Source organism: Citrobacter sp. Cpo032 (assembly GCF_030332975.1).
GTDB classification, from domain to species: Bacteria; Pseudomonadota; Gammaproteobacteria; order Enterobacterales; family Enterobacteriaceae; genus Citrobacter; species Citrobacter portucalensis.
The window spans coordinates 24,146-46,509 of the sequence record NZ_JAOWGU010000044.1 but is presented as its reverse complement, the minus strand read 5'-3'; the positions used below and the strand labels follow the sequence as shown (position 1 = coordinate 46,509).

At 48.7% G+C, this 22,364-nt stretch carries 26 protein-coding genes and 1 riboswitch; of the genes, 12 read left to right on the top strand and 14 right to left on the bottom strand.

Features of this window, described 5'->3' with window-relative positions; genetic code table 11:
• Window positions 1-249 precede the first annotated feature (249 nt).
• The 4 genes from OGY33_RS11415 to OGY33_RS11400 all read left to right on the top strand — a co-directional run bounded on the left by OGY33_RS11415 (window position 250) and on the right by OGY33_RS11400 (window position 5,055).
• Complete coding sequence (locus OGY33_RS11415) at window positions 250-828, top strand: fimbrial protein (RefSeq protein WP_071692570.1); 579 nt, start codon at window positions 250-252, stop codon at window positions 826-828.
• 63 nt (window positions 829-891) lie between these two features.
• Entirely contained in the window at window positions 892-1,575 is a 684-nt protein-coding gene (locus tag OGY33_RS11410) for a fimbria/pilus periplasmic chaperone (RefSeq protein ID WP_048215930.1), read from the top strand.
• 14 nt (window positions 1,576-1,589) lie between these two features.
• Window positions 1,590-4,076: a fimbrial biogenesis outer membrane usher protein gene (locus tag OGY33_RS11405; RefSeq protein ID WP_048215931.1), complete on the top strand. Its 2,487-nt coding sequence runs from the start codon at window positions 1,590-1,592 to the stop codon at window positions 4,074-4,076.
• A 13-nt stretch (window positions 4,077-4,089) separates the two neighbouring features.
• Window positions 4,090-5,055: a fimbrial protein gene (locus tag OGY33_RS11400; protein WP_048215932.1), complete on the top strand. Its 966-nt coding sequence runs from the start codon at window positions 4,090-4,092 to the stop codon at window positions 5,053-5,055.
• Window positions 5,056-5,107: 52 nt separating this feature from the next.
• Here OGY33_RS11400 and OGY33_RS11395 read toward each other — a convergent pair whose 3' ends face one another.
• The 4 genes from OGY33_RS11395 to tssD all read right to left on the bottom strand — a co-directional run bounded on the left by OGY33_RS11395 (window position 5,108) and on the right by tssD (window position 7,014).
• Entirely contained in the window at window positions 5,108-5,440 is a 333-nt protein-coding gene (locus tag OGY33_RS11395; protein ID WP_003834436.1) for an RcnB family protein, read from the bottom strand.
• A gap of 270 nt (window positions 5,441-5,710) precedes the next feature.
• Complete coding sequence (locus tag OGY33_RS11390; RefSeq protein WP_048234940.1) at window positions 5,711-6,151, bottom strand: hypothetical protein; 441 nt, start codon at window positions 6,149-6,151, stop codon at window positions 5,711-5,713.
• Window positions 6,152-6,520 carry a tlde1 domain-containing protein gene (locus tag OGY33_RS11385; RefSeq protein ID WP_048234942.1) on the bottom strand — a complete coding sequence of 123 codons (369 nt, stop codon included), beginning with the start codon at window positions 6,518-6,520 and terminating at the stop codon, window positions 6,152-6,154.
• Complete coding sequence (tssD, locus tag OGY33_RS11380) at window positions 6,520-7,014, bottom strand: type VI secretion system tube protein TssD (RefSeq protein WP_048236390.1); 495 nt, start codon at window positions 7,012-7,014, stop codon at window positions 6,520-6,522. Before tssD ends, OGY33_RS11385 begins: the two co-directional genes overlap by 1 nt.
• 295 nt (window positions 7,015-7,309) lie before the next feature.
• Window positions 7,310-7,406, top strand: a riboswitch (TPP riboswitch).
• 31 nt (window positions 7,407-7,437) lie between these two features.
• On the opposite strand from tssD, the gene thiM reads away from it, so the two are divergent.
• From thiM to OGY33_RS11365, 3 genes are read left to right on the top strand one after another with little or no spacing between them, the layout of a single operon-like run.
• On the top strand, window positions 7,438-8,226 hold the full coding sequence (gene thiM, locus OGY33_RS11375) for a hydroxyethylthiazole kinase (protein WP_191238302.1): 789 nt from the start codon (window positions 7,438-7,440) through the stop codon (window positions 8,224-8,226).
• Complete coding sequence (thiD, locus tag OGY33_RS11370) at window positions 8,223-9,023, top strand: bifunctional hydroxymethylpyrimidine kinase/phosphomethylpyrimidine kinase (protein ID WP_048224552.1); 801 nt, start codon at window positions 8,223-8,225, stop codon at window positions 9,021-9,023. Before thiM ends, thiD begins: the two co-directional genes overlap by 4 nt.
• Before the next feature lie 42 nt (window positions 9,024-9,065).
• Window positions 9,066-9,812 (top strand): GntR family transcriptional regulator, encoded by a 747-nt coding sequence (locus OGY33_RS11365; protein ID WP_008785236.1) that lies wholly within the window; start codon window positions 9,066-9,068, stop codon window positions 9,810-9,812.
• Here the strand turns inward: OGY33_RS11365 and OGY33_RS11360 are convergent.
• Genes OGY33_RS11360 through OGY33_RS11350 form a run of 3 tightly spaced genes read right to left on the bottom strand, consistent with a single transcriptional unit; the run spans window position 9,786 to window position 13,026 of the window.
• Entirely contained in the window at window positions 9,786-10,751 is a 966-nt protein-coding gene (locus OGY33_RS11360; RefSeq protein ID WP_008785235.1) for a PfkB family carbohydrate kinase, read from the bottom strand. The genes OGY33_RS11365 and OGY33_RS11360 overlap by 27 nt on opposite strands.
• Complete coding sequence (locus OGY33_RS11355) at window positions 10,748-11,752, bottom strand: ADP-ribosylglycohydrolase family protein (protein WP_191238304.1); 1,005 nt, start codon at window positions 11,750-11,752, stop codon at window positions 10,748-10,750. The genes OGY33_RS11360 and OGY33_RS11355 overlap by 4 nt, the downstream gene beginning before the upstream one ends.
• Entirely contained in the window at window positions 11,749-13,026 is a 1,278-nt protein-coding gene (locus OGY33_RS11350; RefSeq protein WP_008785233.1) for a nucleoside permease, read from the bottom strand. Before OGY33_RS11350 ends, OGY33_RS11355 begins: the two co-directional genes overlap by 4 nt.
• Window positions 13,027-13,278: 252 nt before the next feature.
• Here OGY33_RS11350 and fbaB point away from each other — a divergent pair, with 252 nt between their 5' ends.
• The gene (gene fbaB, locus OGY33_RS11345) at window positions 13,279-14,331 is read left to right on the top strand and encodes a class I fructose-bisphosphate aldolase (protein ID WP_003834421.1); all 1,053 of its coding nucleotides are present in this window, start codon (window positions 13,279-13,281) and stop codon (window positions 14,329-14,331) included.
• Window positions 14,332-14,350: 19 nt separating this feature from the next.
• On the opposite strand, the gene yegS is transcribed toward fbaB, so the two are convergent.
• From yegS to OGY33_RS11310, 7 genes are all read right to left on the bottom strand, one after another.
• Window positions 14,351-15,250 (bottom strand): lipid kinase YegS, encoded by a 900-nt coding sequence (gene yegS / locus OGY33_RS11340; RefSeq protein WP_149608005.1) that lies wholly within the window; start codon window positions 15,248-15,250, stop codon window positions 14,351-14,353.
• A gap of 131 nt (window positions 15,251-15,381) precedes the next feature.
• Window positions 15,382-16,113, bottom strand: a complete 732-nt coding sequence (gene artJ / locus OGY33_RS11335; RefSeq protein ID WP_003027308.1) for an arginine ABC transporter substrate-binding protein ArtJ — start codon at window positions 16,111-16,113, stop codon at window positions 15,382-15,384.
• 261 nt (window positions 16,114-16,374) lie between these two features.
• Complete coding sequence (gene artM / locus OGY33_RS11330; protein WP_003840185.1) at window positions 16,375-17,043, bottom strand: arginine ABC transporter permease ArtM; 669 nt, start codon at window positions 17,041-17,043, stop codon at window positions 16,375-16,377.
• Window positions 17,043-17,759, bottom strand: a complete 717-nt coding sequence (artQ, locus tag OGY33_RS11325; protein WP_003027301.1) for an arginine ABC transporter permease ArtQ — start codon at window positions 17,757-17,759, stop codon at window positions 17,043-17,045. Before artQ ends, artM begins: the two co-directional genes overlap by 1 nt.
• 6 nt (window positions 17,760-17,765) lie before the next feature.
• Window positions 17,766-18,497, bottom strand: a complete 732-nt coding sequence (gene artI / locus OGY33_RS11320; RefSeq protein WP_003027298.1) for an arginine ABC transporter substrate-binding protein ArtI — start codon at window positions 18,495-18,497, stop codon at window positions 17,766-17,768.
• 16 nt (window positions 18,498-18,513) lie between these two features.
• Window positions 18,514-19,242, bottom strand: a complete 729-nt coding sequence (gene artP / locus OGY33_RS11315) for an arginine ABC transporter ATP-binding protein ArtP (protein WP_003027295.1) — start codon at window positions 19,240-19,242, stop codon at window positions 18,514-18,516.
• Window positions 19,243-19,467: 225 nt separating this feature from the next.
• Entirely contained in the window at window positions 19,468-19,983 is a 516-nt protein-coding gene (locus OGY33_RS11310) for a lipoprotein (protein WP_003834409.1), read from the bottom strand.
• A 520-nt stretch (window positions 19,984-20,503) separates the two neighbouring features.
• On the opposite strand from OGY33_RS11310, the gene cspE reads away from it, so the two are divergent.
• The 4 genes from cspE (at window position 20,504) to OGY33_RS11290 (ending at window position 22,270) form a co-directional block, all read left to right on the top strand.
• Window positions 20,504-20,716 (top strand): transcription antiterminator/RNA stability regulator CspE, encoded by a 213-nt coding sequence (gene cspE, locus OGY33_RS11305; protein WP_267452083.1) that lies wholly within the window; start codon window positions 20,504-20,506, stop codon window positions 20,714-20,716.
• Between the two features lie 10 nt (window positions 20,717-20,726).
• The gene (gene ymcF / locus OGY33_RS11300) at window positions 20,727-20,915 is read left to right on the top strand and encodes a cold shock small protein YmcF (protein WP_071692589.1); all 189 of its coding nucleotides are present in this window, start codon (window positions 20,727-20,729) and stop codon (window positions 20,913-20,915) included.
• A 204-nt stretch (window positions 20,916-21,119) separates the two neighbouring features.
• Complete coding sequence (locus OGY33_RS11295; RefSeq protein ID WP_001160725.1) at window positions 21,120-21,443, top strand: heavy metal-binding domain-containing protein; 324 nt, start codon at window positions 21,120-21,122, stop codon at window positions 21,441-21,443.
• Window positions 21,440-22,270 carry an N-acetylmuramoyl-L-alanine amidase gene (locus OGY33_RS11290; protein ID WP_191238306.1) on the top strand — a complete coding sequence of 277 codons (831 nt, stop codon included), beginning with the start codon at window positions 21,440-21,442 and terminating at the stop codon, window positions 22,268-22,270. Before OGY33_RS11295 ends, OGY33_RS11290 begins: the two co-directional genes overlap by 4 nt.
• Window positions 22,271-22,364: the final 94 nt, after the last annotated feature.

Here is a 22,364-nt window from a genome sequence, read left to right as displayed (position 1 = left end):
AACGGCAGTTTTACCCAGCGTAATACTGCCGCCTCTTTAATTTTCCCTTCTATTACATTTGCTTTCCGTTATTTATTATTATCGTGAATTACTTAAATAAGTATTATCTTATGCTTAAATAATGCTTAGTGAAATTTGCGTTAAATCAAATAAAACATCATTTCACATTGCGTCAAAATTATTCTCGTGACATTTTGATTTCGAAGTTGTTAAAAGGATGTGTTTATTAAAATTAATAAGGAATGACCTATGAAAAGATCCATTATTTCTTTGGCGATGTTACCATTTTTATCTGTCGGTATGGCGCATGCTGCTGAAATTACTGATGAGGGACAGTTAATCATTCAAGCGACAGTAGAAGGGTCATCTTGTCATTTTAATTCCAATGGTGGTGACTCTGCAATTATTGATATGGGTACAATTTCAACTTCTGATGTGTATAAAATTGGTATCGGTGCTGTTAGCAGTACAAAAGTGTGGAATACCGATGCAGATTCAATTGAAATTATTTGTCCGTCTACGGTAGAGTTGAAAAATATTACCTTTTCACCAACTAAATTCTCGGAACATCCGGGATTATTACAGGATGATGGTGGCGATACTACCGGCGTAGGGTTCGCTGTTGATTTTTATAACACCGCCACGAGTTTCGTTAATATCAACGAGAACGACCAGGTTGTGGATGTTAGCGGGTTGAAAGGTGAGTCCATTGGAAATGAAGGTGTCAAGTACACCTTGAAATTTGATGCGCGATGGGCGCGACTGGCTCAGGTTGTTAAAGCTGGCGATGTAAAATCTACGATAAAATTTACTGTTGAAACTGATTAATTCTAAATGGCTATATTGTCGGGATGACTCGACAATATAGCGCTATCAATAAGGTAGTGTATTATGAAACGGATTTTACTTTCAGGCCTGATAGCACTGACGCTCCCGGCACACGCTGATATCGTGATTTATGGCACCCGTGTTATTTATCCGGCTGATCAAAAAGAAATTGTCGTTCAGTTGATGAATGAGAGTACCAGGGCATCACTGGTACAATCCTGGATTGATGATGGCGATACTACATTACCTCCGGAAAAAATAGATGTACCATTTTTGCTGACTCCGCCGGTTATCCGTGTTAAAGGTAATTCAGGTCAGCAAATAAAAATCAAAAAAATCGCCAATAACTTACCAAATGATAAAGAAAGTCTTTTTTATTTTAATGTGCTGGATATACCCCCAAATACAAATAATCAAGATGGGAAGAATACGCTAAAATTTGCCATGCAGAACAGATTAAAAATGCTGTACCGACCTAAGGGTATTGAGTCGGTCACACAAAATAGCATTAAAAAGTTAAGTTTTTCTCGCGGCAATGGCGGGTTAAATTTAAATAATGCTACTGCGAACTGGATTACCATCCCCAAGATTGAAGCGAACAAAGTTCAGTTAAATGGTAAAACTATTTTATTGCCACCATTATCCAGTCAACTTCTCCAACTGAGAAACAATGGCAGCAATCAGTATGTTGTGACTATTATTGATGATCGCGGTAATTATGTTAGCGATACGATCAGAGTTAAATAATATGAGGTGTGGCCATGTTAAGGATAACTCCACTTGCTTCCGCGATATTTTTTCTGTTGTTCTCGGGGCAACTATTTGCTGAAGAAGAAACATTTGATACCCATTTTATGATGGGGGGATTAAAGGGTGAAAAGGTCAGTGACTTTAGATTTGATGGTGAAAAACCGATTTCCGGAACCTATGATCTAGATATTTATCTTAACAACCAATGGCGTGGGAAATATGAATTGAATGTCAAAGATGAACCTGATGACACGTGTTTGACGTGGGATCTCGTTCATCGTCTTGGGATTAAGTCTGAAGGGATTAAAGTCGATAAAGATGCACAATGTGTACCTTTAAAAACTGCACTTCAGGGGGGAGGGGCGACTTTTGATGTGAGCCGATTTCGCCTTGATCTCAATGTCCCGCAGGCTTTCGTCAATGAACTTGAATACGGTTACGTCGAGCCTGAAAACTGGGATCGGGGGATTAATGCGCTGTATACGTCCTATTATGTGAGCCAATACTATAGCGATTATAAAGACTCCGGTAACAGTAAAAATACTTTTGCTCGTTTTAATAGCGGATTGAATTTATTAGGTTGGCAACTACATTCTGATGCCAGTTACAATAAGACTGATGATAGTAATGGTGAGTGGAAGAGTAATACTCTCTATTTGGAGCGCGGGATCCCGGAAATTTTGGGCACATTGCGCGCGGGCGATATGTACACATCATCAGATATTTTTGATACCGTGCGGTTTCGCGGGGTACGCTTATATCGTGATATGCAGATGCTCCCGAACTCAAAACAGAATTTTACGCCGTTAGTTCAAGGGATTGCACAAAGTAATGCCCTTGTCACTATTGAACAAAATGGTTTTGTTGTCTATCAAAAAGAGGTACCGCCGGGCCCCTTCTCAATTGCCGATTTGCAGTTAGCAGGCGGTGGGTCGGACCTCGACGTTAGCGTGAAAGAAGCGGATGGTACCGTTACGACCTATCTGGTTCCTTATTCGTCTGTACCCAATATGTTGCAGCCTGGCGTGTCAAAGTATGATTTTGTCGCGGGTCGCAGCCATATTGAAGGTGCCAGCAACCAAAGTGATTTCGTTCAGGCCAGTTATCAGTATGGCTTTAATAATCTATTAACGCTGTATGGCGGCACAATGCTAGGGGATAACTATAATGCCTTTACGCTGGGAACAGGCTGGAATACGCGCATTGGCGCTGTTTCTTTTGACGCCACGCAGTCACATAGTAAACAGGATAATGGTGACGTTTTTGATGGCCAGAGTTACCAGGTTGCGTGGAATAAATATCTTACGCAGACAGGGACGCGATTTGGTTTAGCGGCATACCGATATTCTTCTCGTGACTATCGTACATTTAACGATCACGTATGGGCGAATAATAAAAACAGTTATCATCGTGATGAAAATGATGTCTACGATATTGCTGATTATTATCAGTATGATTTCGGTCGTAAAAACAGTTTTACAGCCAACATCAATCAATCGCTTCCTGAGGGTTGGGGATCCGTATCACTAAGCACATTGTGGCGTGACTACTGGGGGCGTAGCGGTAGTAATAAAGATTATCAACTGAGCTACACCAATAGTTGGCAACGGATTAGCTATACGCTTTCTGCTAGCCAAACCTACGATGAAGATCATAATGAAGATAAACGTTTCAACATCTTTATCTCCATACCCTTTAACTGGGGAGATGGTATATCCACGCCACGGCGACAGGTATATCTCTCTAACTCGACCACATTTGATGATGATGGTTTTGCATCAAATAATACCGGTATTAGTGGGATCGCAGGCGATCGCGATCAATTTAACTATGGTGTAAACCTGAGCCATCAACGACAAGACAGCGAAACCAGCGCAGGGGCAAATGTGACGTGGCGTGCTCCTGTTGCAACGGTTAACGGTAGTTATAGTCAATCCACAAAATATAAACAAAGCAGTGGCAGTATCTCCGGTGGGATTGTGGCATGGGCTGGCGGTATAAACCTGGCAAACCACCTTTCTGAGACTTTCGCCATCGTAGACGCCCCTGGACTTGAAGGCGCTTATATCAATGGGCAGAAATATCGGGAGACAAACAGTAAAGGTACGGTGGTATATGATGGTATGAGTGCGTACCGTGAGAATATGCTGACACTGGATGTCTCTAATACCAATAGCGAAACAGAATTACAGGGTAACCGTAAAAGTGTTGCTCCATATCGTGGGGCAGTGGTCAAAGCGCAATTTGATACCGACCAGCGTAAACCCTGGTACTTTAAAGCATTGCGCTCGGATGGATCACCATTAACCTTTGGTTATGAGGTCGAAAGCGAACAGGGCGAAAACATTGGTCTGGTTGGGCAAGGCAGTATGTTGTTTATTCGTACTAATGACGTGCCTGCAAAAATCAAAGTTGCCATTGATAAACAACAAGGACGTTACTGCACAATCTCCTTCAATCAGGAAATTGATGCCAGTAAGACATACTCATGCCAGTAAAAGGATAATGATGATGAGATGGATACTGTTAACGGTATTAACATTATGCTCTTTTTGGGCACAGGCTGATAAATGTGATTTTGTTCCTCCACCAAATATTACGGGAGCATATTCTTTCACCCCAGATGCGATGTCCGGTGTACTTGATGGTGGTGTTTTTGCTTCTGGCCAGGATGGCACTGTTGTACTGGACTGTAAGTCACAGGAGAAGGCATGGTTGAAGGCCGCAATGGCCATCTTGCATAGCAGTGAATATGCTTTTAAGGTAGGCAGTAAATATTACATTGTTTCCTTTTCTGTGAGTTATCAAGCAAAGGATATTGTTGCAAATAAAGCAAAGTATACATTGTCAGATTTTTTTGATATGGCGGGTTTAGTTCTGAACTATTCAATTGTTGAGGCCCCAGACCGCGGGGCCGCAACGATCATCGCCCCTGGTGCGACGATCCCTCTCGTTACTGAGTTGAGCCTTGAATACTGTCAGGGAAATGAGAATAACTGTAGTTCAAAAAAATTAAATTATAATTTAAATGTCACGATTATGGTCGATATCACAACCTGCTATTTTGGTAATCAGGAAATTGATCTGGGAAGGATAAATATTAATGATCTTGATAAGAAAAAATTTGAGCTTCACCCGGTAATATTCACCTGTCAGGCCAGTGGGGCTGGGAATCTGAAGTTTACGCCTGATAATCTGTTATTTTATTTTGAACCGATGAGTCCATTGGCGGAGGATTCAATGACCCTGACCAACGATTATGGTACTGCGGCGAATAGCGCAGGGTCGGTAGGATTTCAGTTATCAATGGACGGTTCAACGAGTATTGGTTATGGCAGAAGTAACCTGTATCGATCTGGCGATGTGAAAGCGAATATAGTACCAATCAATATTTACGCCCGCACCAGAACGTATGCAGGGAAAGTCACTGCGGGAGAAACAATGAGTCGGGTAAAGGTCGTTATTGACTATAATTAAAAAGTAAGTAAAGCAAGAAATTTACGCACCCAACTATACTGGGTGCGTTTTTTTACCGATGATAAAAAATCTCGCCGTCGTAGGCTTTAATGATCTTAGCATCGGCATCGTTGACCAGCACATATGCGCCGCCCATGTAGGTCCAGTGGGTGCCTGCCGTCGGTGCGGGCAGGTTGCGCAGATTCCACTGTTTAATGGTGTATTCTTCGGTGAGATACAGTGGTGGAACCTTGTCACCGGGTTTGAAATGGGTGAAGTCAGCAATAAAGCTGCTCAGTTCATACTTATCGATACCGGTGGGGGCAGCTGTTGCAGCTGGTGCGGCCCAGACGACGCTGCTTGCAAGCAGAAGTGCACCCAGCAACATTTTATTCTTCATACCCATCCTCTCTACCTCTTCGGGTCATCAAAATCAGTCATGTATCATTCCTGGCATACCGGATGTCTGACAAGCACTATTTTGTGATCACTCCAGTCATTTCGTAAAAAGTGTAAATGAAAGTACAGAATTGCAGCAACCTTGACCAGTAGTTTCGCAATAGGGGAGGTACAGCACGATTCATTCTGTCAGCTTTACGGCTGTTCTATGGCTGACAGCCATGCATTCTTTCATCTATTAGATAATAGGGACCGTTGCTAACCCCTATTATTAATATTAAAATTCTCTTGATAGGGTGATGTACCCGTTGAACCTAACTGAACACTCGTCTTTGTTCATCAGGCTTGAGGCAATGAATACATCTTTCTTACCGTGCTTATCGGTGTAGGTATATTTAGCTGTAATGGACTTCACTTCATTATCATAATAGCTTGAAAGATAAATGTTTTTGTACTTATCTTCTGTTTTATCCTTATCAGGATCTTTATCAAAGTCGATTCTTGCTAATTTCTCAGCGTACATCCGTGAAATAGGTGTAATATCAAGCACATCTACTTTTGCTTTCATTTCATCAACAGTAGATGTATCTATACTCAAGTCCTCTGCTAACTTATTGAATAATATGGCTTCCATTGCTGAGCCTACTGATGCACAACCCTCATTTTTTGCAAATGAAAGAATAGGTATGAAGGTTATAAGGATTAATAATTTTTTCATTTAATCCTCAACTACCAGAATCTTATCAGAGCTATCATTGATCTCTTTGCGACCAGCCAGTCCTAATATGATGCATCCATCCGAGGCACTAAGAGGATGTGTTGAACTATTACCGTGTATCATGAAACCATCACGCCCGCACATCTGATTTTCAGGGTAAGGTGTAAGGCGTATTGTGTACGCTTTTGTCTTATGGTGATAGAAAGCAAGACCGATAGTGTAGGTTCCTCTAGGAAGTGGCCCCTTTTCACTCACGCACTCGTTAGCTGAATCATTCTTAAAACCTGGTCTACCTGAATACAATGCATCAAATTGGTATGTACCATTCAGATAGAAGCTATGAGAACTTACTTTGTATACCCAAGTCATTACGCCGCCTCCTTGCTGTCGTTCCATGAATCGGAGTGAGTTATGTTCCCGTCCAGATAGAGCCATGTGATCTTTTCGTAGGCTAAGTAGAATGCCTCAATGTGATTTCGCTTTTCATATGCTGGATTCTTGACATCAAACATAAAAGGTTCAATCTCATTGACCCTTACATTATCCATTGTCACTCGAAAATATTCTTCTTCCAGCCCGTTGTGGTTGATATGGTAGAATTTCAATACCGCTTGTTTGAATATCTGTCCACTGGATACACCCTGATAGAGATAAGGCGATGAACAATCTACCTCTTTCAGTAAAAAATAATCTCCATGCTTCCTCTTAGCTGTAATCTGTCCTGTCAGTGGATCAGTAGGTAGCTCTACGTTATGCATCAGTTCTACAATTTCAATAGAACCTTCTCTACCATGTACATCAACCGATCCTTTAACCTGATTTCCTACATCGTCTGTAAGCCATAGATAAACAGGTATTGCCATATCAAAATCCCTCTTAGTTAGTATGGTATCCCTCGTTATCATATTCCTGAAAAATGGGAATAAGGAATGAGTGATTATTATAACATCATGAAAATAAAATAGATTTTAGTAAAATTAATATTCCGGTTTACTAGAGCTTAAATCATTGAAATGCAATTAACGGGATAATGCCTAAAGCGGGGCACGACGTATGACACAAAAAGAGATACACCTTTGCGGGGTGTTATGGTGTATATTGACTCCGGATCAAATTAATTTTTCAGGCATAACTTACTGTAAAATTAAAAGAGATCAATTCAACGACTCGGGGTGCCCTTCCTGGTGAAGGCTGAGAAATACCCGTACCACCTGATCTGGATAATGCCAGCGTAGGGAAGTCTGACACTGCTCGTGTCCCTTCTTCGCGCGGGCAGGAGCTGAACCATGCAGCCTGACCTGCACAGCCGCGCGCTCGCGGCTCACACTTTGCACCAATTTAGAATCTTATCCCCGCTCACACACTGTATGACCAATGAGGTCGTGCAAAGCTTTACTGCCAATACATTACTGGCGCTGGGCGCATCGCCTGCGATGGTTATCGAGCCTGAAGAAGCCAGCCGATTCGCCGCCATTGCCAGTGCGTTGCTGGTTAATGTCGGCACCTTAACTCGGGAACGGGCCGCGGCGATGCGTGCCGCAGTTGAGCATGCTCAGAATGCTAAAACCCCGTGGACGCTCGATCCCGTTGCCGTAGGCGCGCTTGAGTTTCGCCGCCGCTTCTGCCTGGAATTATTGTCACTACAGCCTGCTGCTATTCGTGGCAACGCTTCGGAAATACTTGCTCTGGCCGGCATGAACGGTGGGGGACGCGGCGTGGATACAACCGATACGGCTGTCGCTGCGCTTCCGGCAGCGCAGGCGCTGGCTCGTCAGATTGGGACCATTGTCGTGGTGACCGGCGAAGTGGATTACGTCACCGATGGTCAGCGTACCGTTTGCGTGGACGGTGGTGACCCGTTGATGACTCGCGTGGTGGGCACCGGATGTGCTCTTTCAGCGGTTGTTGCGGCCAGTTGCGCTTTACGTGGTGACCGACTTGATAACGTCGCCTCCGCCTGTAGCTGGATGAAACAGGCCGGGCAAATCGCCACCGGGCAATCAAACGGACCGGGTAGCTTTGTCCCGGCATTTCTCGACGCCCTCTATAACCTGAAAGCCCAGGAGCAAGCATGAAACGGATTAACGCATTAACGATCGCCGGAACCGACCCAAGCGGTGGCGCGGGTATTCAGGCTGATTTAAAAACCTTCTCGGCGCTGGGCGCTTACGGCTGTTCCGTTATCACGGCGCTGGTGGCGCAAAATACGCGTGGGGTGCAGTCGGTGTATCGCATTGAACCTGATTTTGTCGCCGCGCAGTTGGATTCTGTGTTCAATGATGTGCGTATTGATACGACTAAAATCGGTATGTTGGCTGAGACGGACATTGTCGAAGCTGTTGCCGAACGTTTACGTCGCCATCGGGTACAAAATGTGGTGCTGGACACGGTGATGTTGGCGAAAAGCGGCGATCCGTTGCTGTCGCCCTCGGCGGTAGAAACGTTGCGTACCCGTTTGTTGCCGCAGGTTTCGATTATCACCCCTAATTTACCCGAAGCTGCTGCACTGCTCGGGGCATCGCATGCGCAAACTGAGCAGGAGATGTTAGAGCAGGGAAGGGCGCTACGGGCGCTGGGCTGCGAGGCAGTGTTGATGAAGGGCGGTCATCTGGATGATGCGCAAAGCCCCGACTGGCTCTTTACGCGCGATGGTGAGCAGCGTTTTACCGCACCAAGGGTGATGACCAAAAACACCCATGGCACCGGTTGTACGCTATCGGCGGCGTTGGCAGCCCTGCGTCCGCGCCATAACAGCTGGGCCGATACCGTACAGGAAGCCAAACTGTGGCTTTCAGCGGCGCTGGCACAGGCCGACACGCTGGAAGTTGGCGAAGGAATCGGTCCGGTGCATCATTTCCACGCGTGGTGGTAATGGGTATACTGGCTGCAGAAACGGCGGCCAGGAAAAAGATAAATGGAACAAGCGCATACCCAGCTTATCGCACAACTGAATGAACGTATTTCAGCGGCGGATAACACGCCGCTGTATATGAAATTTGCGCAGACGGTGAAGAATGCTGTGCGCAGTGGGATCCTGGAGCACGGCAATATCCTGCCCGGCGAGCGCGACCTCAGCCAGTTGACCGGCGTTTCTCGGATTACGGTACGTAAGGCGATGCAGGCCCTGGAAGAAGAAGGTGTAGTAACCCGTGCCCGCGGTTACGGAACGCAAATTAACAATATCTTCGAGTATTCGCTTAAAGAAGCGCGCGGTTTTTCTCAGCAGGTGGTGTTGCGCGGTAAAAAACCGGATACGTTGTGGGTTAACAAAAGAATTGTGCCTTGCCCGGAAGAGGTGGCACAGCAGTTGGCTGTTGTCGCAGGGAGTGATGTCTTCCTGCTCAAACGCATTCGTTACGTTGACGAAGACGCAGTCTCTATTGAAGAGTCCTGGGTACCCGCACATCTAATTCATGACGTGGATGCCATCGGTGTTTCGCTGTATGACTATTTTCGTAGCCAGCATATTTTCCCGCAGCGTACGCGCTCACGTGTTAGCGCCAGAATGCCTGACGCAGAGTTTCAGGCGCACATTCAAATGGATAGCAAAGTGCCGGTACTGGTGATCAAGCAGGTAGCGCTTGACCAGCAGCAACGGCCTATTGAATACAGCATCAGTTACTGTCGTAGCGATCTATACGTTTTTGTGTGCGAGGAGTAGCTCCTCGCGTGACGGGGCGCAATCGCCGCCGCGATGTCCAACTACCCAGGACGCCACCGCGTTACCTAACAGCACTGAGTCGGCCAGCGTCCAGCCAGACGCCAGCCCAGCCAGCATGCCGCCAGCGTGGCTGTCACCTGCGCCGATAGTATCAACGACCGCCGTTGCAAATGCCGGTACGCAGCCGGATGTCTGTGCGCTGAAATACCATGCGCCGTCTTTATCGTGACGCACGACCACCGGTGCGGTGAAACGCTGCACCCATTCTGCGCCAAAACCTTCCACATCCTGACTTAATGCAAACCGCTCGGCAGCAATTTCCGCCTCCTGACGATTAAGTGACACCAGCGGACGACAGGCCATAATTCTTGCCAGTAAGGGCTCGGGAATGTCGCCGATGCGCGGGCCAAAATCGATAAATGGTGTCACCTCTTCCAGACCTTCCAGCCACTGCACCAGCAATTCACCGCACGGGGACGCTAGCTGATAACCCGAAAGATATACCAGGCTATGACGCGGGATATCCAGCTGTGCCAGCCAGGCGGCATTCCACTGATTCTCAACGCCGCTAAAAGACATAAAGGTACGCTCGCCATCCGGCTCCACCAGCGCCAGACACCAGCCGTTATCGCCTTCGGCATTGTCGATCCGGCTGTGCAGTCCCTCTTTTGCCATCCGGTTGCGGATAATGTCGGCCCACACTCCCTGGCCCAGTGGTAGAGCATTGCAGGCATCGATACCTAAACGCTTAAGCGTGACGGCGATATTGAGTGCGCAGCCGCCAACGTTAACACCTTGCTGCTTGAGCTCGATGTCACAGCCGCGCCAGGGGAGGGCATACGCATCGGCAATGACATCAATCACCGCCGCACCCACCACCGTTACTGGCCGCTGTGTACGTAACTGCGAGAGAAGTTGTTGCAGATGCGTGTTGCTCATAGCGCCTCCCGCTGCTCGCGCAGTCGCATTAACCCGTTGGCGTAGTGGGTAAAGTCCAGCTGATTCACCGCATCCAACTCCTGCTTCAATGCTGGGTTGATCGCGCTCACGCCGTGTAATGCACCACAAATGGCGGTTGCCATCGCCCCGATGGTGTCGGTATCGCCGCCGAGGTTAGCGCACAAAATGGCGCAGCGGTTAGGATCGGTCTGTGCCAGCTCAACCATGGCGATAGCGCAAGGAACGGACTCAATGGTGCTGGTTCCTGCCCCCACAACCTGATACAACTGCTCGCTGGCGGACTCGACGCCGTCGGCGTTACGGACGATTTTCAGCGCCAGTTCAAGGCGTGCACAAAGCGATGCGCTAAAGGTGGTGATTCGTTTTTGCTGCGCACGCAGGGCAATGGCAGGTAGCGCGTCGGCAATCTCTGACCATTTTCCTCCGTCGATGGCGCGCGATACCGCCCACGCGACGACAACGGCTCCCGCGATAGCCAGATCCGATTTATGTGTTGGGCTGGAGGCCAGTGCCACATCATCGATAAAGGCATCAAGATCGCAGGCGGGCAGCAGGCATCCCAGCGGGGAAACGCGCATTGCCGCGCCATTGGTCACGCCGTTGTTTTCCAGTTCGGCGACTGGTTTACCGTCACGAATAGCGTTCAACGCAATTTTCGAGGTCGGGCCGAGCACGTTTTTATTAAAAGCATCAAACTGCTCGGCCCAGGCCAGAATATTGCGACCAATAACGTCTGGCACAATTTCGCCGTCGCACTCAAGCAGGGCATCTGCCAGACACAGTGCCATGGACGTGTCATCAGTGAACTCCGCCTGGTTAAAATAGCAGGCGGCATTATTTTCCGCAGGGCCGGGCAAAAAACGGTCGATCCAACCGAAGTGTGCTTTAACCCGGGTTCTTGGCCACAGTTCCGACGGCATGCCCATCGCATCCCCTAACGCCTGCCCATAAAGAGCACCGAGAATACGTTCTGCTTTCATTTTACTTCCCCTTGTTTCAACGCTACATCGCGATCGTCCACCTTAATGGCGGTGATTTCTTTGTCTGATTCGCGAAAGAAAATCATAAACATCACGGCAATGACGGCAATCATGACCGCGCCAAATCCCCACATGCCAGCCCAGTTAAAGGTGAGACCATTAACCGGTTCCTGATAAGCAAACATTTTTTCCATCATCACGCCGCCCAGACGGTAACCGAGCAGGCTGCCGAACCCCTGACAGCAGAGGGTGATAAGCCCTTGCGCTGCGGTGCGCATGTGGACCGGCGCTTTTTTATCGACATAGATGTAAGCCGTGACGTAATAGAAGTCGTAACTGACGCCGTGCAGCAGAATGCCGAGAAACAGCAGGGCGTAAGTGAAATATTCTTCCGCACCGCCGTAAACGAAAAATCCGTAGCGGATCGCCGCAGTAATAAGACCAAGCAACAATACCTTTTTAATGCCAAAGCGTTTGGTGAAAAACGGTAGCGCCAGCATAAAGAAGATTTCAGAGAATTGGCCCAGTGTCATCCAGCCGGTGGCGTTTTTCATTCCGACTTCTGTCAGATAGCCGTTGGCGAAGATGTAATAGAACGCCAGTGGCATAGCAAACAGGAAAGAGCAAAAGAAGAAGACGAGGAAGTTCTTATCGCGCAGCAGGATCAGCGCATCCAGACCCAGCATAACTTTGAAATCCATTTTGCCGGTACTTTTTGGCGGCGTATCCGGTAAAAAGAAGGCAAAAACGCCTAACAATGCGGAGCTTCCGGCAGTGATAAGCAGGGGAATATTGGTGGGTGAGATGTCGTTATAGCCAAGCATTTGCGGTAAGAAACCGCAGGCCAAACCGGAGGCAATCCAGCCAATGGTCCCCATCACGCGGATGCGCGGGAAATCACGTTCAACATCCGGTACGTTGGCAAAAGCAATACTGTTGGTCAGCGCAATCGTCGGCATATAGGTCAACGAATAGGCCAGTAACAGAGGGAAGAATCCGCTAAAGGTGGTTTGCTGGGCGGCGAAGTACATCAGAATAGCGCCGACGAACATCAACACCGCCAGCACTTTTTGCGCGGAGAAAAAGCGATCAGTGATTGAACCGACCAGAATGGGCGACAGGATCGCTGCAATGGCTGTGCAGGCGTAGGACCAGCCGATCTCTCCGGCACTAAAGCCACTTTTACTCAGCCACAGCCACAGTGGTACAAACCAGGCACCCCAGATAAACCACTCTACAAACATCATGAACGACAGCTTAACTGTAGTTTTCATCTTTAAATCCTTCATGACAGGTAAGGTACGCGCTGATAGTACCATTCAATAATACCTTTAAAATACCTTTGGGGTTAAACTTTGACCGTCTTAACATTATTCTTTCCTGAATCGAGCCAGCAGAAGTTGCTGAAAAGTGCGCTAAAGATGGAAAAAAAGTGCAGTCAGTACCAGGCTTAATGCTGCCCGCAAAAAGGCGGGTCAGGACAATCCATATTCCGGTTTTAAACCGGAACTTACGGGAGCATAGCTATGACTGATATTGCGCAGTTGCTTGGCAAAGATGCCGACAGCCTTTTACAGCATCGTTGTATGACCATTCCTTCTGACCAACTTTACCTGCCTGGACATGATTACGTCGATCGCGTGATGGTGGATAACAACCGGCCGCCTGCCGTGCTGCGTAATATGCAGACGCTGTATAACACGGGGCGACTTGCGGGGACAGGGTATCTGTCGATCCTACCGGTGGATCAGGGGGTAGAGCATTCTGCTGGGGCTTCGTTTGCCGCTAACCCGCTGTACTTTGATCCGAAGAATATTGTGGAGTTGGCTATCGAAGCAGGGTGCAACTGCGTGGCATCAACTTACGGTGTGCTGGCTTCTGTCTCCCGCCGCTACGCGCACCGTATCCCGTTCCTCGTTAAAATTAACCACAACGAAACGCTCAGCTATCCGAATACTTTTGACCAGACGCTGTATGCCAGCGTAGAGCAGGCGTTCAATATGGGTGCGGTTGCGGTAGGGGCAACTATCTATTTCGGTTCTGAGGAATCTCGCCGCCAGATTGAAGAGATTTCAGCAGCGTTTGAGCGCGCCCATGAGTTGGGTATGGTTACCGTGCTGTGGGCGTATCTGCGTAACTCCGCGTTTAAAAAAGATGGCGTGGATTACCATGTTTCCGCCGATCTTACCGGGCAGGCTAACCATCTGGCTGCCACTATCGGAGCGGATATCGTTAAGCAGAAAATGGCGGAAAATAACGGCGGGTATAAAGCGGTTAATTTTGGCTACACCGACGATCGCGTCTATACCAAGTTGACCAGCGAGAATCCAATTGACCTGGTGCGTTACCAACTGGCGAACTGTTATATGGGGCGTGCCGGGTTAATTAACTCTGGCGGGGCGGCCGGCGGCGACACCGACCTGAGCGATGCAGTACGTACGGCGGTTATTAACAAACGTGCGGGTGGTATGGGGCTGATTCTGGGGCGTAAAGCGTTCAAGAAAACCATGGCCGACGGCGTTAAGTTGATTAACGCCGTACAGGACGTTTATCTGGACAGCAAAGTTACTATTGCCTGATCCTCGGATTGTCGTTGGGTTAGCGCAATAGCGGACAACCTGGCGGCAGTCTGCAACGTAGCGCAGCGGGCAGGATTTCAATATGAAACTCTTGTCCGCTGAGTGGTTCACCATCGAGATTAAAGGTAATTTCGTGTGGGGCGCGGATATCAAACCACGACGATGCGCCGTCAATAATGTTAGGGTTGTCTTCGGATTGCGTTAACGCCGAAAGCAGTCCTGGCAGTAGTTCTTCGCCGGTAAAAATGCGCAGTTGCAGCAGGCCGTCGTTGATCAGCGCCGTCGGGCAAAGCTGTTGCCCACCACCGGCCTGGCGACCGTTACCGATACCAATCACCAGCGCCTTACCCTGCCAGTGAAAATCCTCCCCATGAATGTCACAGATGTCGGGCTTGAGAGTATCCATGCGCATTAATCCGTGAATAAAATACGATACACCGCCCAGTGCGGCCTTGAGTTTTTCCGGCGTTTCGGTGGTGATGCGCGTGCCAAATCCCCCGGTCGCCATGTTGATAAAACAGGTTTTATCGTTGACCTGCACCATATCGATCGCAGTCGCATTTGCAGCGATAGCCAGCTTTAACGCCTTATCAAGGTCGTCGGGTATACCAACGCTGGTGGCAAAGTCATTCGCCGTTCCCAACGGTAAAATACCCAGCGCCGGAATATTGCCACCCTGCGACTGAATCAGCGCTGTCGAAACTTCGTTGATGGTGCCGTCACCGCCGCCGGCTATCACCGTAGCAACGCCTAGCTGACGAGCTTCATCAACGTAGCGTTGGGCATCGCCTTTTTCCCAGGTCACGCGAACATGGATTTCCACGCCTTCATCGCGAAGCTTCGCAATGGCATCACGCAGGGGGAGATTATCAGCACTTTTTCCATTGAGGATCAGTAAACTGGCAGGGAACGCTATCATCCGTTTGCCTCACTTTTTTTCGTTTTAACAAGTGTATGCCAGGAAAGCGTTTATGGCGTAAGAACTGACTGAAAGCGCAGGCGAAGAGATAAAAAAAGCCGCAGAGCGCGGCTTTTCAGATTGGGCAGACGTTACTGCGGGAACCATTGATCGCTGATTTTCTGGTACGTGCCGTCAGCTTTGATTGCCGCCAGCGCGCTGTTCAGTTTTTCCAGCAGGGCTTTGTTATCCGGGCGAACCGCGATGCCAAGGCCAGTACCGAAGTATTGCGGATCGGTTACTTTGTCAGTGGCAACGCCTAACTGCGGGTTGGTTTTCAGCCATTCGTTAACCACAGCGGTATCGCCAAATACGCCATCAATACGGCCATTTTTCAGGTCGATAATCGCATTCTGATAGCTATCGTAGGCCACGGTTTTCACTTCAGGATGTTTGTCCTGCAGGTATTTCTGGTGCGTGGTGCCGTTTTCCATACCGATGCGCTTACCTTTCAGGTCGGCAAAGGTTTTATAGGTGTCTTTTTTCGCAATCACCAGCGCGGAGTTGGCATAGTAAGGCTGAGTAAATGCAACCTGCTTGCTACGCTCAGGTGTGATATCCATTCCGGAAATTACCGCATCATATTTCTTGAATTTCAGCGCGGGGATCAGGCTGTCGAAAGCGTGATTGGTGAAAGTACATTCTGCCTGCATTTGTTTGCACAGCGCCGTTGCCAGGTCGATGTCAAAACCGACAATTTTATTGCTCGCGTCCAGTGATTCAAATGGCGGATACGTGGCTGATACACCGAAACTAATTTTATCAGCAGCTGAGGCGCCAGCGGCGAAAGTAGCAAGTAATGCGGCCAGTACTAACTTTTTCATGGTGGAACTCCCGTCTGTCAATCTTATGATTATTACCGTGTCTGCGGCGTGGAGTAACAATGCCATTTAATGAATTTATATGCAATAAAAACGATTAAATATTTTTACTGGTATAAAAAAAGACGGACAATTTAGGTTGTTGTCCGTCTTTATTATTTTGCTTTATGCATATTTGTGGGATGGCGGTGCTAGCACCTTATCCGGCCTACAAAAGGTGCATGAACCGTAGGCCTGATAAGCGTAGCGCCATCAGGCATATGCTTAATTCCGGTGTTCAAACGCCAGCGCTTTACGTTCGATTAAGCGCATCATCAGCGTCAGCAAGCCGTTGACGATCAGGTAAATCACACCTGCCGCACCGAAGACCATAACGTCATAAGTACGACCGTACAGCAGCTGGCTATAGCCCATGACTTCCATCAGCGTGATAGTGTAAGCCAGTGAGGTACTTTTAAATACCAGCACCACTTCGTTGGAATACGAGGAGAGGGCGCGTTTAAAGGCGTACGGCAACAGAATCGCCAGCGTATCCTTTTTGCTCATCCCTAACGCTCCGCAGGACTGCCATTGGCCTTCCGGGATTGCACGGATAGCGCCGTAGAACAGTTGCGTAGTGTAGGCCGCACTGTTTAACGACAGCGCAATTAAGGCGCATAACCAGGGTTCAGAGAGCAGATGCCACAGTACCGGATATTCTTGCAATGCCGGAAACTGTCCAGGTCCGTAGTAGATCAGGAAGATTTGCACCAGCAGCGGTGTACCGGTAAACAGCGTGATATACGCGCGAACCAGCCACACCAGCACCGGCGTTTTCAGCGTCAGGATGACGGTGAAGATCAGCGCCAGCACCAGAGCAACCACGATGGAGGCGACTGTCAGCGTCAGGCTGGTATGCAGCCCTTTCAACAATTCAGGTAAATACTCAAGCATTAGCCTGGTCTCCGCTCAAAACGTGTCGCGCGCAGGTCAATGCGTTTGAGAATGTACTGACTCACCAGCGTAATCACCAGGTAAATAGCGGCCGCCACAATGTACCAGGTAAACGGCTCCTGGGTACGGGTGGCAATACTCTTCGTTTGTAGCATCAGATCGTTCACGCTGATAAGGCTGACCAGCGCGGTATCTTTCAGCAATACCAGCCACTGGTTACCCAGTCCCGGTAAGGCATGACGCCACATCTGCGGCATCACCAGACGAAAGAAGATCGCGGCTTTAGACAAACCCAACGCCTGACCTGATTCCCATTGTCCGAGTGGCACGGCCTTCAGCGCGCCACGCAGCGTTTGCGACGCGTAAGCGGCGTACAATAATGACAGTGCAATGACACCGCACAGGAACGGGCTGACGTCGAAGTTTTCGATCTGCATCTGAACCGGGATTTGTACAAACCCGAGATTGATCGTAAAGCCATCGGCCAGCGTCAGCAGCAGTTGTGAGGAGCCGAAATAGATAAACAGAACCACCAGAATTTCTGGCAGACCGCGCAGGATGGTGACCAGGGCCGAGCCCGCCCATGCCACCGGGCGCCATTTTACTGACTCCCAGACGGCAAAAAACATGGCGAGTGCAAGGCCAATGATCAGCGCACAAACGGCAAGGCCGACGGTCATCCCGGCGGCGCTTGCTAAAGGAAAAAATTCATTCATCAAATATTACTTCTGGAACCATTTGTTGTAGATGGTTTCGTAAGTCCCATCTTTCTTCACTTTTTCCAGCGCAGCGTTAAACTTCTGCTGCAGCTCAGTGTTGCCCTGACGCACCGCGATGCCCAGACCCGTACCGAAGTAATCTTTATCCGTCACTTTGTCGCCAACCGCGGCCAGTTTTGGATTGTCTTTCAGCCATTCGGTTACCACTGCGGTGTCACCGAATACACCGTCAATGCGACCGTTTTGCAGATCGAGTTTGGCATTCTGGTAGCTGTCATACGGCACAGTGGTCACTTCCGGATGTTTATCCATGATGAATTTCTGGTGCGTAGTACCGTTTTGAACGCCGACTTTTTTACCTTTCAGCTGGTCAATGCTGGTGTATTTACCCTGCTGGCCCACAAACAGCGCAGAGTTGTCGTAGTAAGGGGTGGTGAACAGCACCTGTTTTTCACGCTCTGGGGTGATGTCCATACCGGCCATTACCGCGTCAAAACGACGGAATTTCAGGCTTGGGATCAGGCTGTCGAAGGCCTGATTGGTGAAGGTACAAGTAGCGTCAATCTCTTTACACAGCGCGTTTGCCAGATCAACGTCAAAACCTACGATCTTGTTATTCGCATCGATAGATTCAAACGGAGGATAAGACGCTTCGGTGGCGAAACGAATGGTTTGGGCTGCGGTAGCGGAAAGACTAAAACCTGCGATTAGCGCGGCAATCAGAACTTTTTTCATTGTATTGTCCCGAATCTTAGTGAGAAAGATAGTTTTTAAACGCTTCGGTTTGCGGGTTGGCAAAGCAGCTCGCATCCCCAAACTCGACGATATGACCGTTTTCCATATACACCACACGACTGGCCGTTTTACGTGCAACTTCCACTTCGTGGGTGACGATCACCTGAGTAATGTTGGTTTCCGCCAGTTCGCGAATGATGCTGACGATTTGGGCGGTAATTTCCGGGTCAAGCGCGGCGGTCGGTTCATCAAACAGCAGCACCTGCGGCTCCATCATCAACGCGCGGGCAATGGCTACACGCTGTTGCTGTCCACCGGAAAGATGTAATGGGTAACGATCGCTGTAAGGCTTGAGGCGCAGACGTTCCAGCAGTTTCTCGGCGCGCGCCATTGCCTGCTCTTTTGTCAGACCGAGTACACGGCAGGGCGCTTCAATCAGGTTCTGCACAACCGTGAGATGCGGCCAGAGATTATATTGCTGAAAGACCATGCCCACGTTCTGACGCAGATCCCGAATGGCTTTATCTGACGGGGTCTTCGTGAAGTCGAAACGGTTGCCCGCAATAGAGAGCGTGCCTGAGCGCGGCATCTCAAGCAGGTTGAGTACGCGCAGCAGCGAGCTTTTCCCGGCTCCACTTGGGCCAAGTAACACCAGTGTTTCACCCTGAGGGCAATCCAGCGTGATATCGAACAGCGCCTGATGTGCGCCATAGAAGCAGTTAATGCCGTTTAATTGAATACTCATTGACACTCGATACTGGCAGTCTGATAGCTATTGAAGCCGCAGATACTACCTTTGACAGAATAGTTATGCAATATTTATGCGTTAAAAGTTAAATGCAAACCGCATTCTTCTCTAAACATAGCACAAAATAGCGAGGTCACCAGTGGGCAAGAATAAATGTCGGCATTCTATGCAGAATGCCAGACAATTTATGGGGGTTATGATTTAAGCGGGTGAATGGGGCGGTTAGCGGTTTTCGACAGACTGGCGCAACGTCCCGGCTGGCGCGTGTACGCTGCCGCCCAGATAGCGTACATCATCAACGACCCAGCACTGACCTTCACGGATCATCAGCACTTCATCACGCCAGCTTTGGTCACCTTGTTTCAGCTCTACGCGCAGTGGAATGTTGCGTGCATCACTATTCGGAATAGTCGATGCGCTGGCGACACTGGCGCTGTCTGGTAACGTAGCGCGACTGGAGAACGGATCGCTGTTAAACAGGTCGCGGTGTGCATTATCGCGGCTGGCGTCGGTCAGCAGTTTAGCCAGATTGTCGCTCAGGTACGGACGAAGGGCGGTAATGTCATTGTTTCGATGCTGAATACGGTAATCATAGAATTGTTGAGCCACGCTGTCTGGCCCACCTTCTATGCATGAACCACTACGCGTGCCGTTATCTTTATAGACCGGCGTCACGGTCGTACAGGCGCTGAGAAGTAGTGCACATGGAACCAGCAGAGAGAGTTTCGAATAGCGCATAATGATTTCCTTATAAGCTTCCTACTAATTGTGTTCTACGATGAACAATTCGGTCTCACTAAAGATTGTATGATCGATTAACACATTGTTTTTGCTAAAGCAAATTCGCGGACACCCCACCTGAAGCATGTTGGTGGCGCTCGTTGCCAGCTTCAGCTTTAGTATATCAACCTGCAACGGGGCGTTGGCGGCCATTCATGCTTCTTATACTGTATAGACCATCTGAGCATTTGCATGTTCTATTTGCCGCGCTTTACGCCTGGCTAAACAAAACTCATGCCGTGTTGTTGGCTATAAGGGACTCCGGATGGCTAAAATAAGAGTTGCTTAATCTCGGTGCCCGTGCGTTAATGATCCGGTCGGTTTGAATAACAGACGATATACAAAGTAGTTTACTCAAGCAGTTCTCATTTTCAGGTGTAATCCGTTTATCCCCTCTTTGAGTCTCTTCATTAAGCACTACGAAGTTTCTGTCATAAAAACCAAGCTTGCCGAAAGGCTCAAATTAAGGAATAAATATATGTCTACTAAAATGACTGGTTTAGTTAAATGGTTCAATCCTGAAAAAGGTTTTGGCTTCATTACGCCTGCAGATGGCAGCAAAGATGTCTTTGTCCATTTCTCAGCGATTCAAAGTAATGAGTTTAAGTCACTGAATGAAAACCAGAAAGTCGAATTCGGTGTGGAGCAGGGACCTAAAGGTCCATCCGCAATTAATGTTGTGGCGCTTTGAGGTAACTATTATTACTAATCATATTCACTTTCGCTGTCCATGTTGCCATGGCTCCCAATACAGAACATCAACCTTTGATGTTACTGAAGGAAATCCATTCGGGGCAAAATGTATTTTTTGTAAATCAAAAATGATTACATTTGATAACGTAGCAATGTACATTCAGTCCGGCCAGGCGCCATTAGATTTCAGAAAATAATAACTTCAGGCCCCCAAACATCTGGGGGATTTTTTATTTCTGGCGGCATAACAGTCAAATAAAAATAAAAAACGCACCACCTGAAACCGCTACACATCAACAAGGATAGCAGTTTTATTTGGCGGGCTTTCCTTTGAGTGTCATAGTGTATTGGTTTGATAATGCTTTTGAGATTGTGCTCTTAGTGCAAAAAGGAGATTAACCATGCAGTTTTCGACAACCCCTACGCTGGAAGGACAGAGCATCGTGGAGTACTGCGGTGTTGTTACCGGCGAAGCCATTTTAGGCGCGAATATCTTCCGCGATTTCTTCGCCGGCATTCGCGATATTGTTGGCGGTCGCTCCGGCGCGTATGAAAAAGAGCTGCGTAAAGCGCGTGAAATTGCTTTTCAGGAGCTGGGCGAACAGGCGAAAGCGCTGGGTGCTGATGCGGTGGTCGGTATCGATATCGATTACGAAACCGTAGGCAAAGACGGTAGCATGCTGATGGTGAGCGTCAGCGGTACCGCGGTGAAAACTCGCCGATGAAACGTCTGTTGTGTCTGCTGGCATTTACGCTGTTGCTGGTGGGATGTGCTGGCGAAAAAGGGATTGTCGACAAAAACGGGTATCAGTTAGATACCCGCCGTCAGGCCCAGGCTGCTTATCCGCGCATTAAAGTACTGGTTATCCATTACACGGCCGATGATTTTGACTCTTCCCTGGCTACGCTGACCGATAAAAACGTCAGTTCACACTATTTGATCCCCGCAGTGCCGCCGCTTTACCATGGTAAGCCGCGTATCTGGCAACTGGTGCCGGAAAAAGACCTGGCCTGGCATGCGGGGATTAGCTTCTGGCGCGGTGCTACGCGTATTAACGATACCTCAATTGGCATTGAGCTGGAAAACCGCGGCTGGCAAAAATCAGCGGGCAGCAAGTATTTTGCGCCGTTTGAGCCCGCGCAGATTCAGGCGTTAATCCCATTGGCGAAAGATATCATCGTCCGCTACGACATAAAACCGCAAAACGTGGTGGCTCATGCAGACATTGCGCCGCAGCGTAAGGACGATCCCGGCCCGCTGTTTCCGTGGCAAGCACTGGCCGCTCAGGGCATTGGCGCATGGCCGGATGCTCAGCGTGTGGCATTTTATCTCGCCGGACGAGCGCCCCATACGCCGGTAGAAACCGCGTCATTGCTCGATCTGCTGTCACGCTATGGTTATGAGGTAAAAGCTGAGATGACGCCGCGTGAACAGCAGCGGGTGATTATGGCATTCCAGATGCACTTCCGCCCGACGTTGTGGAATGGCGTGGCGGACGCGGAAACGCAGGCGATTGCCGAAGCGTTACTGGAGAAATACGGGCAGGGTTAACGCAGACACCAATGCCTGATGGCGCTTCGCTTATCAGGCCTACGGTTAATTTTGCAGGATTTTGTGACGCTTGTGCCGCCCCCCTGCAATGGCT